Origin of the sequence: Saccharothrix texasensis (assembly GCF_003752005.1) — a bacterium.
Lineage (GTDB): Bacteria > Actinomycetota > Actinomycetes > Mycobacteriales > Pseudonocardiaceae > Actinosynnema > Actinosynnema texasense.
This window is the reverse complement of sequence record NZ_RJKM01000001.1, coordinates 709,630-723,616: the sequence shown is the minus strand read 5'-3', so window position 1 is coordinate 723,616 and position 13,987 is coordinate 709,630. Positions and strand designations below refer to the sequence as shown.

Annotated in this window: 14 protein-coding genes; 7 read left to right on the top strand and 7 right to left on the bottom strand. The window is 73.4% G+C overall.

Annotated features, from left to right (window positions below; all coding sequences use genetic code 11):
* Nucleotides 1–11 precede the first annotated feature (11 nt).
* The gene (locus EDD40_RS02905) at nt 12–1,070 is read right to left on the bottom strand and encodes a winged helix DNA-binding domain-containing protein (RefSeq protein ID WP_342777748.1); all 1,059 of its coding nucleotides are present in this window, start codon (nt 1,068–1,070) and stop codon (nt 12–14) included.
* 97 nt (nt 1,071–1,167) lie between these two features.
* Entirely contained in the window at nt 1,168–2,484 is a 1,317-nt protein-coding gene (locus EDD40_RS02900; RefSeq protein WP_123741523.1) for a serine hydroxymethyltransferase, read from the bottom strand.
* Nucleotides 2,485–2,559: 75 nt separating this feature from the next.
* On the opposite strand from EDD40_RS02900, the gene EDD40_RS02895 reads away from it, so the two are divergent.
* The 3 genes from EDD40_RS02895 (at nt 2,560) to EDD40_RS44230 (ending at nt 4,540) form a co-directional block, all read left to right on the top strand.
* The gene (locus tag EDD40_RS02895) at nt 2,560–3,402 is read left to right on the top strand and encodes a PucR family transcriptional regulator (protein WP_123741522.1); all 843 of its coding nucleotides are present in this window, start codon (nt 2,560–2,562) and stop codon (nt 3,400–3,402) included.
* 10 nt (nt 3,403–3,412) lie between these two features.
* A complete protein-coding gene (locus EDD40_RS02890; protein ID WP_123741521.1) occupies nt 3,413–4,045 on the top strand; it encodes an AAA family ATPase in 633 nt (210 codons plus the stop codon).
* A 66-nt stretch (nt 4,046–4,111) separates the two neighbouring features.
* On the top strand, nt 4,112–4,540 hold the full coding sequence (locus tag EDD40_RS44230) for a MarR family winged helix-turn-helix transcriptional regulator (RefSeq protein WP_236595025.1): 429 nt from the start codon (nt 4,112–4,114) through the stop codon (nt 4,538–4,540).
* Here EDD40_RS44230 and EDD40_RS02880 read toward each other — a convergent pair.
* The 4 genes from EDD40_RS02880 to EDD40_RS02870 all read right to left on the bottom strand — a co-directional run bounded on the left by EDD40_RS02880 (nt 4,521) and on the right by EDD40_RS02870 (nt 7,791).
* On the bottom strand, nt 4,521–4,919 hold the full coding sequence (locus EDD40_RS02880; RefSeq protein WP_123741519.1) for a hypothetical protein: 399 nt from the start codon (nt 4,917–4,919) through the stop codon (nt 4,521–4,523). The genes EDD40_RS44230 and EDD40_RS02880 overlap by 20 nt on opposite strands.
* Complete coding sequence (locus EDD40_RS44225; protein WP_281277739.1) at nt 4,916–5,038, bottom strand: hypothetical protein; 123 nt, start codon at nt 5,036–5,038, stop codon at nt 4,916–4,918. Before EDD40_RS44225 ends, EDD40_RS02880 begins: the two co-directional genes overlap by 4 nt.
* Before the next feature lie 646 nt (nt 5,039–5,684).
* Nucleotides 5,685–6,971, bottom strand: coding sequence for a M20/M25/M40 family metallo-hydrolase (locus EDD40_RS02875; protein WP_123741518.1), 1,287 nt, complete (start codon nt 6,969–6,971; stop codon nt 5,685–5,687).
* Nucleotides 6,964–7,791: a M55 family metallopeptidase gene (locus EDD40_RS02870; RefSeq protein ID WP_123741517.1), complete on the bottom strand. Its 828-nt coding sequence runs from the start codon at nt 7,789–7,791 to the stop codon at nt 6,964–6,966. The genes EDD40_RS02875 and EDD40_RS02870 overlap by 8 nt, the downstream gene beginning before the upstream one ends.
* 130 nt (nt 7,792–7,921) lie before the next feature.
* On the opposite strand from EDD40_RS02870, the gene EDD40_RS02865 reads away from it, so the two are divergent.
* Genes EDD40_RS02865 through nikE form a run of 4 tightly spaced genes read left to right on the top strand, consistent with a single transcriptional unit; the run spans nt 7,922 to nt 13,087 of the window.
* Nucleotides 7,922–9,667 carry an ABC transporter substrate-binding protein gene (locus tag EDD40_RS02865; protein ID WP_170184926.1) on the top strand — a complete coding sequence of 582 codons (1,746 nt, stop codon included), beginning with the start codon at nt 7,922–7,924 and terminating at the stop codon, nt 9,665–9,667.
* Entirely contained in the window at nt 9,664–10,620 is a 957-nt protein-coding gene (locus tag EDD40_RS02860; RefSeq protein WP_328809464.1) for an ABC transporter permease, read from the top strand. Before EDD40_RS02865 ends, EDD40_RS02860 begins: the two co-directional genes overlap by 4 nt.
* A complete protein-coding gene (locus EDD40_RS02855; protein ID WP_123741514.1) occupies nt 10,617–11,501 on the top strand; it encodes an ABC transporter permease in 885 nt (294 codons plus the stop codon). Before EDD40_RS02860 ends, EDD40_RS02855 begins: the two co-directional genes overlap by 4 nt.
* The gene (nikE, locus tag EDD40_RS02850; protein WP_123741513.1) at nt 11,498–13,087 is read left to right on the top strand and encodes a nickel ABC transporter ATP-binding protein NikE; all 1,590 of its coding nucleotides are present in this window, start codon (nt 11,498–11,500) and stop codon (nt 13,085–13,087) included. Before EDD40_RS02855 ends, nikE begins: the two co-directional genes overlap by 4 nt.
* Here the strand turns inward: nikE and EDD40_RS02845 are convergent.
* A complete protein-coding gene (locus tag EDD40_RS02845; RefSeq protein WP_123741512.1) occupies nt 13,042–13,863 on the bottom strand; it encodes an SDR family NAD(P)-dependent oxidoreductase in 822 nt (273 codons plus the stop codon). The two genes, nikE and EDD40_RS02845, sit on opposite strands and share 46 nt — an antisense overlap.
* Nucleotides 13,864–13,987 lie beyond the last annotated feature (124 nt).

Here is a 13,987-nt window from a genome sequence, read left to right as displayed (position 1 = left end):
ATCGTCCAAATCTAGAGGCGGACGTCCCCCGCCACGCCCGCGAACCCCAGCAACCGGGCGCCTTCGGCCCGCACGTCGGCCTGCTGCGCGCGGGTCAGCGGCCGGAACACCTCGACGTCCAGCCCGTCGCGGGCGATCTTCCAGGTGCCGTGCACGAAGCCGTCCACCAGCAGCGTCGGCTTGCCGCCGATGATGATCCCGCGCCGGTAGTCCTCGTCGGAGATGACGCGGGTGCGGTCGTCGTGGCCGAGCAGCAGGTTGTCGAACTCGGGCAGGAACCGCGCCGGGGCGGGCGTGTCGGGGTCGGGTCGCGGGGCGTCCGGCAGGTCGTACAGGGTCCGGCCGCGCTCGTCGGTGAAGACCCGCAGGTCCATCGCCTCCACCACGGGCTTGAGCCGGCTCATGCCCGCCCAGGTCTGCACGTCCTTGACCGACGCGGGGCCGAACGCGGCCAGGTAGCGGCGCACGAACTCCTCGATCGTCGCGGCGGGGCCGACCGGTCCGAGCCAGTGGGCGGCGGTGGTCCAGGCCGCCGCGCCCGACCTGCCCCAGACGGCGCGGGGCGGCACCTGCACGGACGGCACGAGGAAGCTGCCCGCGTACCCCAGCGCGGTGGCGTCGCGGTCGGGCCACCGCGAGCCGAGCAGGTCGCTGATCTCGCGCCGGGTGCGGGGCTTCTCCTCCAGCAGGGCGGTGACGGCCGCGGTGAACTCGTCGACGTCGAGGCCGTCCGTCACGAAGCCGAACGGCGAGGACGCGAACCTGCGGTGCAGGAACGGCCGCATCAGCGGTTCGAACCGGGCGTGGTCGGCCGCGGTGACCAGGTGGATCGTGGCGCGGTGCAGCGACGCCCGGACCACGCGGCGGTCCAGCAGCAGTGATCCCAGCTCGTCGGCCTGGAACGACCCGATCCGCGACCACAGGCCGTAGTAGGGCGAGAACGGCTCCTGGGCCTGCATCCCGACCAGGTGCTCCACCACGTCGCAGGCGCTGCGGTCCACCCGGTCGAGCAGGAACTGGCGGTGCAGGGTGGCCCGGTTCAACGCGCGGGTCGTCAGCTTCTCGGTCACCACGCCACCCTATGCGCCAATGAGGACGACTACGGTCCTCGATCGGCTGGCGCACCCGTCCTGAACAGGTGTTCGCCCGCGTGATCCCGGCTGCCGGTCAGCTGGTCGCGTTGACCTCCCGGCGCAGCGCGACGGCGTCGGCCCGGACGCGCTCGGGTGCTTCGCGGTCGAGCAGGGCGCGACGCATCAGGGCGGCGATGGCGGGCTGGTGCGCGGGGGTGAAGCCGCGTCGGGTGATCTCCTGGGTGCCGATGCGCAGGCCGCGCAGCCCTTCGTCGATGCGCTGCCACGGCAGGCCGATGCCGCTGAGGTAGACGCCCGCCTCGCCGAGCAGCACGGCCGCCGCGTCGCCGCCGCCGAGGGTGAGGGCGTCGATCGCGAGGTGGTGGGAGCGGGTGAAGACGCCGTCGTGGCGGGCGACGTCGAAGCCGTTCTCGGCCAGCGCCGCGCCCAGCGCCTGGGCGTTGGCGATGCAGGCCCGCGCGTAGTCGGGGCCCTGTTCGGCCAGTTCGGCGGCGGTGACGGCGAGGGCGCCGAGGCGTCCGGCGTCGTAGTTGGCGAGCATCCCGGGGTAGGCGACGTTCGAGACGCGTTCGGCCAGCTCCGGGTCGCGGGTGACGACGCAGCCGCCGGACGGGCCGCCGAACGACTTGTAGGTGGAGAACGTCATCAGGTGCGCGCCCTCGTGCAGCGGGCGCTGGAACTCCTTGCCCGCGACGAGCCCGGCCATGTGGGAGGCGTCGTAGAGGAGGACCGCGCCAACCTCGTCGGCTGCCGCGCGCACCGCGGCGACGTCGTGCGGGAACAGCATCATGCTCGCGCCGATCACCACGATCCGCGGCCGGTGCACCCGCAGGAACCCGGGCAGCTTGCCGTAGTCGAGGTCGAGCTCGTCGGGCAGGTACGGCAGGTCGACCACGGTCAGGCCGCGGATCGCGGGCACCCCTTGGGCGTGGTGGCTGGCGTGGCCGCCGGCGAACTCGGGCAGCACCGCGATCTTGTCGCCGGCGCGGGCGAACGCGGTGTAGACGGCGAGGTTGGCCAGGGTCGCGCTCTGGAGCCGGACCTCGGCGAACCGGCCTTCCATGAGGGAGGCGACGAGCATCGGCGCGAGGACTTCGAGGGTGTCCAGGTGGTCGAGGCCGACCTGGTACTTCTCGCCGGGCCAGCCCATGCTGGGCCGGCTGGACACGGTGGTCCGCACGGCTTCGGCGGCGCCGGGGCTGAGCACGTTGGTGCCGGCGTAGAGCACGATCCCGTCGTCGTCGACCTGGGCGGCGTGCGCTTCGAGCGCCTTGCGGACGGTGCCCGCGACACCGGTCGGGGTCAGGTCGGCGGACACGGCGGCCTCGACCTCGGCGAGCCTGCGTTGCGCCTGCGGTGAGGCCCAGGGTGCGATCCTGCTGTTCGTCACGGTCGATCACGCTAGGGCGTCGGCGTCGGGTGGGGCGACCGTCCGGGGACTGGAGTTGTTCCTACAGTTGTCGGAATGCAGGAGCTGCTGGACGAGCTGTCCCGGGTGCTGGGGCGCGGGGTGTCGGTGGACGACGTGGCGGGCCGGGTGGTGGCGCACAGCGCCCAGACCGACGACGTGGACCAGGCGCGGGTGCGGGCGATCCTGACCCGGCGGGTGCCCGCGGACGTGGCGGCCTGGCAGGAGCAGCACGGCGTGGCGACCGCGGCGGGGCCGGTGCGGGTGCCGGGGAACGCGGCGTTGGGGTTCCAGCAGCGGGTGGGGTTCCCGTTGCGGCACAACGGGGCGCTGGTCGGCTACCTGTGGGTGCTGGGTGACGTGCCGGAGGTGGACCTGGGTGAGCGGTTGGCGGCGTTGGCGGCGCAGGTGCCCGTCGGCGAGCGGGCTCCGGTGCGGGTGGTGGTGGCGTTGGAGCCGCGGGTGGTGCGCACGGTGCCGGCCGCCGACGCCGTGCCGGACCTGCCCGGGCACGTCGGGGTGAGCGACCCGCACCCGCCGGACCGGACCGGCGCGGCCTACCAGCAGGCGTTGGCGGCGGCGGAGCTGGCGCGGCTGGACCCGGCGTTGCCGGACCGGGTGCGGTGGTCCGAACTGGGCGCGTACCGGCTGCTGCTGGGCGCGTCGCCGGACGAGGTGCTGGCCGGGTTGTCGGAGGTGCTGCTGCGGACGCTGGAGGTGTACCTGGACTGCGGCTGCGAGGTGCGTGCCGCGGCGGAGCGCCTGCACCTGCACCGCACCAGCCTGTACTACCGGTTGGGTCGGATCGCCGAGCTGACCGGCCGCGACCTGGCCGACGGCGGCGCCCGCCTGGAGCTGCACCTGGCGCTCAAGCTCGTCCGGTTGGCGCGGCGTCCGTAAGGTCGGTGACGTGCTCCTGTGGATCAACGGGCCGTTCGGCGGCGGCAAGACCCAGACCGCGCACGAGTTGCGGCGGCGGTTGCCGGGCAGCTTCCTCAGCGACCCCGAGCACGTCGGGTTCGCGCTGCACCGGATGACGCCGCCCGCGCTGCGCGGCGACTTCCAGGACCTGGCGTCGTGGCGGCGGGGTGTGGTGGAGGTGTTGGACCGGGCGGCGAGCGGGCACGACGGGGTGGTCGTGGTGCCGATGACGGTGGTGGAGCCCGCCTACTTCCGGGAGATCGTCGGCGGGTTGCGCGACCGGGGTCACGACGTGCGGCACTTCGCGTTGCTGGCCGAGCGGGAGACGGTGGTGCGGCGGCTGCGGGAACGCGGGTTCGGGCACGCGGCGCGGGTCGTGCTCGGCAAGGACGCGGCGCTGCGCCGGGAGAGCTTCGCGCTGCGGGTGGTGGACCGCTGCCTGGCAGGGCTGCGCGAGCCGGAGTTCGCCGAGCACGTGTGGACCGACCACCTGACGGTGGCGCAGGTCGCGGACCGGGTCGCCGCGTCGGCCGGGTTGGCGCTGACGCCGAACACCGACGGCAGGCTGCGCGGCCGGGTGCGGCGGACGTGGACTTCGGTGAAGCACATCCGCTTCGACTAGCGGCGTCACCCGACGGGCAGGACACGATAGGGTGATCAACTTCTCTGACCGATGTCAAGGAGTGACGTGCCCGACGACCTCGGCCTGTTGCTGTACCTGCCGCACCGCGAACTCGAGAACCGGGTGTTCGCCGCCCTCTCGCGGGCGGGGTTCGACGACGTGACGCCCGCGCAGGCACGGGTGTTCCACCGGATCGACCGGGACGGGTCGCGGCTCACGGAGCTCGCGGAGGCCGCCCGGGTGACCAAGCAGACCGCCGGTTTCCTGGTCGACCAGCTCGAACGAGCCGGTTACGTGGAGCGCGGCCCGGACCCGACCGACGCGCGGGCCCGGCTGATCCGGGTGGCCGAGCGCGGGCGCCGGGCGATCCCGGTCTGCGTGGACGCGATCGCCGAGGTGCAGCGGGAGTGGACCGCGCACCTGGGCCGGCCGCGGATGGTCGCGCTGCTCGACGCGCTGGCCAGGCTGCGCGAGATCACCGACCTGGACCTGTAGCGCCCGCGCAGCCCGGCGGGCGTGCCTGGTCGCCGTGGCCCAGTTCGACGCGGAGGTCGTCGTCGGCGAGCGCGACCACGGTGCCGCGGTCGCGGGTCCAGCCGTCGGAGACGAGGAAGTACTTGGCGCCGACCTTGGCGAGCAGGCGCAGGCCCGCGTAGCGGAACCGGTAGCGGGAGCCCTCGGCGGGCAGGGGTTCCTCGCAGGCCCCGGGCGCGGTGATGTGCAGGCGTTGCGGGGCGTAGACGACGACGGCGGTCTGCCCGTGCAGGTCCTCGGCGTAGTCGCGGGCCAGTTCGACGCCCCGGACCTCGGCGTAGTTGCCCGCTGACCAGAACAGGGAGAGCGATCCGACGGCGAAGCCGAGCACCCTGGTCACGTCGGGTGCGCGTCCGGGCGGCGCAGGCGGGCCGTGTGCAGCGACAGCAGGATGCCGCCGCCGACCGCGAGCGGGAACGCGTAGAAGCTGGTGATCGGGAACAGCAGCCCGAGCGCCACGGCGAGGGCGGGCAGGACCGGCCAGGCCGCCGACAGGCTCGTCGAGAGTGCCCGCGCGCGGTTGCCGGGCCGGTCGGTCGCCGCGCGGACGCGGGGTTCCAGCCACCGGCAGACCGGTGAGCACGGTGACGTTGGCCAGCGCCTCGCCGACGCGGCGCACGGCGTCCGGCTCGTCGGAGGCCGTGCCGGGCGGATCCCGGACGACCGGGGTCATGACGTCGTGGTGGTCGTGGTGGTGGTCCTCGGAGTCGTGGTGGCGGTGGTCGGTTCGGCGTGTTCGCGCGGGTCGTCCCTGGTCACGCCGGCCGGCTCGTCGTCTTCGGGGAAGCTCGGCGAATCCGGTCCCTCCGGGAGGAACCAGCCGTACCGATCCCCGCCGTTCCTCGACCCGGTGGTGGTGTTCCCGCCCGAACCGCTCCCGCTGCTGCCCCGGTGGTGCCCCGGTCGGTCCCGGTGTCACCGCCCGGGTGGTCGAACACCCCGTTGTCGCACGAGGCGACGCCCACGACGATCGCCACCGCCACCGCCCCTCTGGTGATTCGCGCCCACACGTCCCGGCCTCCTCCACCCAGCACTCCCCGAGCTAGGAGGGTGCGGTGAGGGGTGGGGATACCGGGCCCGTCCCACCCGATCGAGTGATGGCGGGTTACGAGGACAGGAACCGGTCGAGCACGCGGGCGCCGAAGCGGAGTCCTTCCACGGGCACGCGCTCGTCCACGCCGTGCGGCATGGCGCGGTAGTCGTAGCCGGCCGGCAGGGACAGCGGGGCGAAGCCGTAACAGTCGATGCCCAGCCGGTTGAACGCCTTGGCGTCCGTGCCGCCGCCCATGCAGTAGGGCACGACGACGGCCTCGGGGTCCTCCGCGCGCAGCGCCGCGGCCATGGCGTCGAACCACGGCGAGTCGATCGGCGCCTGCACGGGCGGTTCGTCGGCGATGAACTCGCGTCGCACGTCCGGGCCGAGGGCGGCGTCGATCGAGGCGAGCAGCTCGTCCGCGGCGCCGGGCAGGGTGCGCACGTCCAGTTCGGCGGTGGCGCTGCCGGGGATCACGTTCACCTTGTACCCGGCTTGGAGCACGGTGGGCGTGACGCTGTCGCGGACGGTGTTCTCGACCAGCTTCGCGGCGGCGCCGAACCGGGCGATGGTGGCGTCGACGTCGGCCAGGTCGACCGGCACGTCCAGCGCGGCGCCGACCCGTTCGATGAACGCCCGCACGGTCGGGGTCAGCCGCACGGGGTGCCGCAGGGCGGTGACGCGGGCGAGCGCGGCCAGGAGCTTGGCCACGGCGTTGTCGTCGTTGCGGCGGGAGCCGTGCCCGGCGCGCCCGGTGGCGGTGAGCCGCAGGTGGGAGGTGCCGCGTTCGGCCGTGCCGATGGGGTAGACGCGCCGGTCGCCGACGGGGTAGGCGTAGCCGCCGGACTCGCCGATCGCGGTGGCGCAGCCGGCGAAGAAGTCGGCGTGGTGGTCGACGAGCCAGTGCGCGCCGAACTCGCCGCGGTCCTCCTCGTCGGCGACGAACGCGAGCACGATGTCGCGGCGCGGCCGGCGGCCCTCGCGGGACCAGTCGCCCAGCACGGCCAGGACCATGGCGATCATGTCCTTCATGTCGACCGCGCCGCGGCCCCACAGGTAGCCGTCGCGCTCGATCCCGGCGAACGGCGGCACGCTCCACTCGGCGGGGTCGGCGGGCACCACGTCCAGGTGCGCCTGCACGAGCAGCGCGGGCAGGTCGGGGTCGGAGCCGGTCACGCGGGCCAGCACGTTGCCCCGGCGCGGCGCGGGTTCGAGCACGGTCGCGGGCACGCCGACGGCGTCCAGGTGCGCCGCGACGAACTCGGCGGCCTCCCGTTCGCCGGCGGAGTCGCCGCCGCCGCGGTTGGTGGTGTCGAACCGCAGCAGCGCCGCGCACAGGTCGACGACGTCCTCAGCCATAGATTCCCTCCACCGCCCCCGCGGCGATCGCGGTGACGACCTTGAACGCCTGCATCGTCAGCGTCATCGACGCCGCGTCGAACCCGACCCGGCGTGGTCCGACCCGCTCCACCGTAGGGACCACCGCCGCGGCGGCCGCCAGGTGGGTGGCGTCGAACTCCACCTCGACCCGGTGCGCGGCGACCGCGCCCGGCGCCCGTCCGGCCCGGCCCGCGGCCGCGCGGGCGGCCGCGGTGATCAGCTCGGAGGTCACCTGAGGGGGCGAGCAGACGGCGGCGTAGCGGCTGACGCACTCCTTGACGGCGACGTACCCGGCGCCGGGCGCGTAGTCGCGGGCGTCGTCGCAGGCCTTGTCGTCGCCGGTCACGAGCAGCACGGGGACGCCGTGCTCGGCGGCCAGCGCGGCGTTGAGCCTGCCCTCGCTCGCGGGCACGCCGTCCAGCCACACCCCGGTGATCGAGTTCTCCAGGTAGGTGTGGGCGAGGACGCCCTCCTGGCCCGCGCCGGCGTGGTAGCCGAGGAACACCACGCCGTCCACACCGGAGTCGACGCCCTGCATCATCGACAGCGGCTTGTGCCGCCCGGTGAGCAGCCGGGCGCGGGGGTCGAGGTCCTCCAGCAGGAGGTTGCGCTGCGAGGAGTGGGCCTCGTTGACGAGCACGTCGGTCGCGCCGCCCGCGTGCAGGCCCGCGACGCAGGCGTTGACGTCGCCGGTGAACAGCCGGCGGAACCGCTGCCACTGCTCGGTCTGCGGGACGACGTCGGCGGTCCAGGTGACCCCCGTCGCCCCTTCCATGTCCGCCGAGATCAAGATCCGCATGCGTTCACCGTACCGAGGCGATGTCGGTTCTTGACGTGCGCCACAACGTAGTGGTTACTTCTTGACTTCCACTCACGGGCGGGAGGCGGTCACTGTGGGTATCCGACGATTCGGCGCGGTCACGGCGGCGATGACTTTGGTGGTTCTGCTCGCGCCGACACCGGCGCAGGCGCAACAGGCGGTGACCTTGCGGGTGGCGATCACCCAGCAGGTGGATTCGCTCAACCCGTTCCTGTCGATCTTCCAGGCGGGCACCGAGGTCGGCAGGCTGATGTACGACTACCTGACCGCCTACGACGTGAAGGACCAGCGCCCGGTGGAGGGCCTGGCCGACCGGTGGGAGTCCTCCGAGGACCGGCTGACGTGGACGTTCCGCGTGCCGGAGGGCAAGAAGTGGTCCGACGGGCAGCCCATCACCGCCAAGGACGCGGCGTTCACCTACGACCTGATGATGCGCGACGAGACCGCCGCCACCGCCAACGGCAGCTTCACCGCCGAGTTCGAGTCGGTCACCGCGACCGACGACCGCACACTGGTGATCAAGACCAAGCAGCCGCAGGCGACCATGCTCGCGCTGGACGTGCCGATCGTGCCCGCGCACGTCTGGTCGAAGGTCGCCGACATCGGCGAGTACCGCAACGACCAGACCCCCGTGGTGGGCAGCGGGCCCTTCGTCCTCACCGAGTACCGGGCCAACGAGTTCATCCGGTTCAAGGCGAACAAGGACTACTGGCGGGGCGCGCCCAAGTACGACGAGCTGACGTTCAGCTACTACAAGACCGCCGACGCCGCCGTGCAGGCGCTGTCCAAGGGCGAGGTCGACCTGGTCAACCGGATGGGCCCGGCGCAGTTCGACTCGCTCAAGGACAAGGACGGCATCACCCGCAACCAGGCGCAGGGCCGCCGCTTCAACGAGATCGTGATCAACTCGGGGGCGGCGACGCGCACCGGCGAGCCGATCGGCGACGGGCACCCGGCGTTGAAGGACGTCGTGGTGCGCCGCGCCATCGCCAAGTCGCTCGACCTGGACGCGATCATCGACAAGGTCAACGGCGGCTACGCGCAGCGCGGCACCGGCCCGATCCCGCCGGTGTTCGCCGACTACCACCTCAAGCCCGAACAGCCCTACCCGCACGACCCGGCGGCGGCCAACGCCGACCTGGACCAGGCCGGGTACGCGCGCGGCGCGGACGGCATCCGCGTCTCCCCGCAGGGCAGGCGCATGGAGCTGCGGCTGCTCGGGCACGCCAGCCGCGCCTACGACGAGCAGGCCGGCGAGTTCGTCAAGCGGTCCCTGGCCGACCTGGGCATCGCGGTCGACGTGCAGGTCGTGTCGGACAACCAGCTCAACGAGGCGGGCACGGCCGGGACGTTCGACCTGCAGTTCTCCGGCTGGGGCACCAACCCCGACCCGGACTTCATCCTGTCGCTGCACACGTGCGGCCAGCGACCCAACGCCGACGGCAAGGGCGGCACCACCGACACGTTCTTCTGCGACGCCGAGTACGACGCCCTGTACGCGCGGCAGCGCGCCGAGTTCGACCCGGCCAAGCGGCGCGAGCTGGTGCTGCGGATGCAGCAGCGGTTCTACGACCAGGTCCCGGCCGTGGTCCTGGGCTACGACAACGCGCTGGAGGCCTACCGCAGCGACAAGTTCGCCTCCTTCCCCGTGCAGCCCGACCCGGGCGGCGTGATCATGGCCCAGAACGGCATGTGGGGCTACTACGGCGCCACGCCCGCGACCGTCACCGGCGGCGACACCGGCTCCAACACCGGGTTGGTGCTCGGCGTGGTCGGCGGCGCGCTGATCGTGCTGGTCGGCGGCGCGTGGCTGATGGGTCGGCGGCGCGGGCTGCGCGCGGAGGACCGCGAGTGATCCGGCACCTGGCGGGCAAGGTCGGCGGCGCGCTGGTCAGCCTGCTGTTCGTGGTGACGCTGGGGTTCCTGCTGTTCCGGGTGATCCCCGGCGACCCGGTGGTCGCGATGACCCGCGGCCGCCCGGTCACCGGCGACCAGCTCGCCGAGCTGCGCGCGCGACTGGGCGTGGACAAGCCGTTGGGCGAGCAGTTCGTCGACTACCTGGGCGCGGCGCTGCGCGGCGACTTCGGCACCTCCTACGTCTACAGCAGACCGGTGCTGGAGCTGATCGGCGAACGGCTGTGGCCGACCGTGCTGCTCACCGGCACCTCGACCGCGCTGGCCGTGACGATCGGGCTGTGGCTGGGCATCCGCGGCGCGTGGCGGCGCGGGTCGCGGTCGGACCGGATCTCCACCGGGCTGGCGCTGGCGCAGTGGGCGATGCCGACGTTCTGGCTGGGCATGCTGCTGTCGCTGGCGACCGGCGACCTGTTCCCCAGCGGCGGCATGCGGTACCCCGACACGCCGCCGGACTTCCTGTCGCAGTCGCTGGACGTGGCCCACCACATGGTGCTGCCGTGCCTGACCATGATCGCCGTGGTCTACGCGCAGTACCTGCTGGTGATGCGGTCGTCGCTGCTGGAGGAGATGCACGCCGACTACCTGACCACCGCGCGGGCGAAAGGGCTGCGCGACGACGTGGTGCGGCGGCGGCACGCCGTGCCCAACGCGCTGCTGCCGACCGTGACGCTGGTGTTCCTGCACCTGGGGCTCGTGGTGTCGGGCGCGATCACGGTGGAGACCGTGTTCTCCTGGCCCGGGCTGGGCCTGTTGACCTACGAGGCGCTGACCGGGCCGGACCTGCCGCTGCTGCAGGGCACGTTCGTGGTGCTGGCGGGAGCGGTGATCACCATGAACGTGTTCGCGGACCTGCTCTACCGGGTCCTGGACCCGCGGGTGCGTGCGTCGTGACGGCCATCGCGTGGCAACGGCGGCGGGCCGCGGCACGGGCGACGTGGCGGGAGTTCGCCTCCCAGCGCGGCGGCCTGGTCGGGCTGATCGGCCTGGCGGTGATCGCGGCGCTGGCCGTGCTGGCGCCGCTGGTGACCGACACGTCCGGGCTGGACGTGACGCGGGCGACCGCCCGGCCGTGGGAGCCGCCGTCCGCGCGGCACTGGCTGGGCACGGACCACAACGGGCGGTCGGTGCTGCTGCTGACGTGGTGGGGCACCCGGATCTCGCTGGTCGTGGGGCTCGCGGCGACGGTGCTGTCGGTGCTGATCGGCACCGTGGTCGGGATCGCGGCGGCCCACTTCGGCGGCTGGGTGTCGGCGGTGCTGATGCGGTTCACCGACTTCTTCCTGGTCCTGCCGTCGCTGGTGCTGGCGATCGCGCTGTCGACCGTGCTGCCGCGCGGGCTGGGCACGATCGTGCTGGCGATCGGGGTGACGTCGTGGCCGGCGACCGCGCGGCTGGTGCGGGCGCAGACTTTGGCGGTGGAGGCGCGGCCTTTCATCGAGCGGTCCCGCGCGTTGGGCGGCGGTCACGCGCACGTGATCGGGCGCCACGTGCTGCCCGCGGTGCTGCCGCTGGTGTTCGTGAACACGACGTTGACGGTGGCCAGCGCGATCGTGGCGGAGTCGACCCTGTCGTTCCTCGGGTTGGGCGACCCGACACGGGTGTCGTGGGGGTCGCTGCTGCACGCGGCGAACATGCACGGCGCGGTGTCGCAGCGGGCGTGGTGGTTCCTGGTGCCGCCGGGACTGGGCGTGGTGTGCGTGGTGCTGGCGTTCACGCTGTGCGGGCGGGCCCTGGAGACGGTGCTCAACCCGCGGCTGAAGGGGGAGCGGTGAGCAGCCTGCTGGAGTTGCGCGACCTGAGCGTGCACTACCGGACCGCGCGCGGCGAGGCCACCGCGGTGCGGTCGGTGTCGCTGGCGCTGGAGGCCGGGCAGACGCTGGGGCTGGCGGGGGAGTCGGGGTGCGGCAAGTCGACCGTGGCCATGTCGGTGCTGCGGTTGCTGCCGCGCAACGCCCGGGTCGAGGGCGAGGTGCTGCTCGACGGCGAGGATGTGCGGGGCATGTCGTGGGGCCGGCTGCGGGCCGTGCGGTGGGCGGCGGCGTCGGTGGTGTTCCAGGGCGCGATGCACGCGTTGAACCCGGTGCACCGGGTGGGCGAGCAGATCGCCGAGCCGATGCGGCTGCACGGCGTGAGCGGGTCGGTGTCGGCGCTGCTGGACCAGGTGGAGCTGCCCGCCCGCGCGGCCCGCGCCTACCCGCACGAGCTGTCGGGCGGGCAGAAGCAGCGGGTGATGATCGCGATGGCGTTGGCGTGCGAACCGCGCCTGGTGATCGCGGACGAGCCGACCACGGCGCTGGACGTGGTGGTGCAGGCGCAGGTGCTCGACGTGCTGAAGCGGCTGGTCGCCGAGCGCGGCATCGGGCTGGTGATGATCAGCCACGACCTGTCCGTGCTGGCCTCGACGTGCGACCGGCTGGCCGTGATGCGGCACGGGCAGGTGGTGGAGGAAGGCCCGGCGCGGGAGGTGATCACGTCGCCCGCCCACCCGCACACGCAGGCCTTGGCGGCGGCGTTCCCGACCGTGGGCGACCCGACGTCGCGGCAGGTCACGCCGTCCGAGGTGGCCCCCGACGGGCCGGTGCTGCTGCGCGCGGACGGCGTGCGCGTGTCGTTCGGCGCGACGGAGGCCGTGGCCGGGGTGGACCTGGAGGTGCGCGCCGGGGAGATCGTCGCGCTGGTCGGCCAGTCCGGCTCGGGCAAGACGACGTTGGCCCGGACGCTGCTGGGCCTGCAGAAACCGACCGCGGGCCGGGTGTTGTTCGAAGGCGTCGAACTCCCCCGCTCGGCGTCGGGCCTGCGCGAGTACCGGCGGCAGGTGCAGCTGGTGCTGCAGGACCCGACGAGCGCGCTGAACCCCCGGCACTCCGTGTACGAGGCCGTCGCGGAAGGGCTGCGCATCCACCGGGCGCCCGGCGACGAGGCCGCGCGGGTCGCCGAGGCGCTGTCGCAGGCCGAGCTGCGGCCGCCGGAGCTGTTCTTCCCGTCGTTGCCGCACGAGCTGTCCGGCGGCCAGCGGCAACGCGTGGTGATCGCGGGCGCGTTGGCGCTGGGGCCGAGGCTGCTGGTCGCCGACGAGCCGGTGGCGTCGCTGGACGCCTCCGTGCGCGGCGAGATCCTCGCGTTGCTGCTGCGGTTGCGCCGGGAGCTGGGCCTGGCCGCGCTGGTGATCACCCACGACCTCGGTCTGGCGTGGACGATCGCCGACCGGGTCGCCGTGATGTACCGGGGGGAGCTGGTGGAGCAGGGCACGGTCGAACAGGTGCTGCTGTCGCCGCGGCACGACTACACGCGCACCCTGCTCGCGGCCGTGCCTCACGACCAGCGCAGCACCCGGCCGGACTGGACCAACTCGCCGTAGTGCTCCCGGCGGCGCGCCCCGAGCGCCAGGTCGAGCAGCCGCTCCGCCGCCTCGGCCGGTTCGGCCGCGCCGCTCATCCCGGCGAACCAGGGCCGGGAGGCGTCGGTGTCGACCAGGCCGGGGCAGACCGCCGCGATCAGCGTGCCGGCGGCGGTGTCCGCGTCCCGGCGCGCGGCCGCGACCGCGCGCACGGCGGCGACCTGGCCGACCTTGGACGGGATGTTCACCCAGTCCGGCCAGCCCTGGTCGGCCGCCGTGCCGTCGAGGACGGCGTCGCGCCAGGCGAGCATCGTGGCGTCGACGTCCTCCAGCGACCGTGCGGCGAAGCGCTCGTGCAGGTGCCGGGGCAGGTGGCGCACCGTGCCGAAGGAACTGGCCACCACCAGCAGCGCACCGCCCGGGCGCAGCAGCGGCGTGAACGCGCGGAGCACGTGGGTGGTGCCCAGGTTGTTGGTGGTGACGAAGGCGCCGACCTGGTCGCTCCACGGCCTGCCGGGGCTGAGCCGGGCGGCCGCGTTGGAGAACACCACGTCCACACCCCCGTGCCGTTCGCGCAGGTCGGCGGCGAAGTCCGCGACGGACCTCCCGTCGCCGACGTCCAGCACGCGGGCGCGCACGGCGTCGTGCCCGAGACGAGCCGCGGCCTCCTCGACCCGCCCCGCGTCCCGGCCGGTGAGGTAGACGACATCGGCCGGGCCGGCGCGGCGGGCGAGTCCTTCGACGAGGGCGAACCCCAGTCCCTGGTTGGCTCCGGTGACGACGGAAACGCGGCTCATGGCTCAATGGTCACGCAGGCCCAGGAACCAATCGGTTCCCACGCACACTTCCCTGACCTGCGTCTTTCCCGACTACCGCGTCCACGATCGAGTGATCCTGCATCCGACTATCAACCGTAACAGC

Excerpts from the sequence above, each read along its gene's own strand:
- EDD40_RS02875 (WP_123741518.1), bottom strand. The coding sequence starts at position 6,971 with ATGGCTGAGGACGTCGTCGACCTGTGCGCGGCGCTGCTGCGGTTCGAC.
- EDD40_RS02845 (WP_123741512.1), bottom strand. The coding sequence starts at position 13,863 with ATGAGCCGCGTTTCCGTCGTCACCGGAGCCAACCAGGGACTGGGGTTC.
- EDD40_RS02870 (WP_123741517.1), bottom strand. The coding sequence starts at position 7,791 with ATGCGGATCTTGATCTCGGCGGACATGGAAGGGGCGACGGGGGTCACC.
- EDD40_RS02865 (WP_170184926.1), top strand. The coding sequence starts at position 7,922 with ATGACTTTGGTGGTTCTGCTCGCGCCGACACCGGCGCAGGCGCAACAG.
- EDD40_RS02895 (WP_123741522.1), top strand. The coding sequence starts at position 2,560 with ATGCAGGAGCTGCTGGACGAGCTGTCCCGGGTGCTGGGGCGCGGGGTG.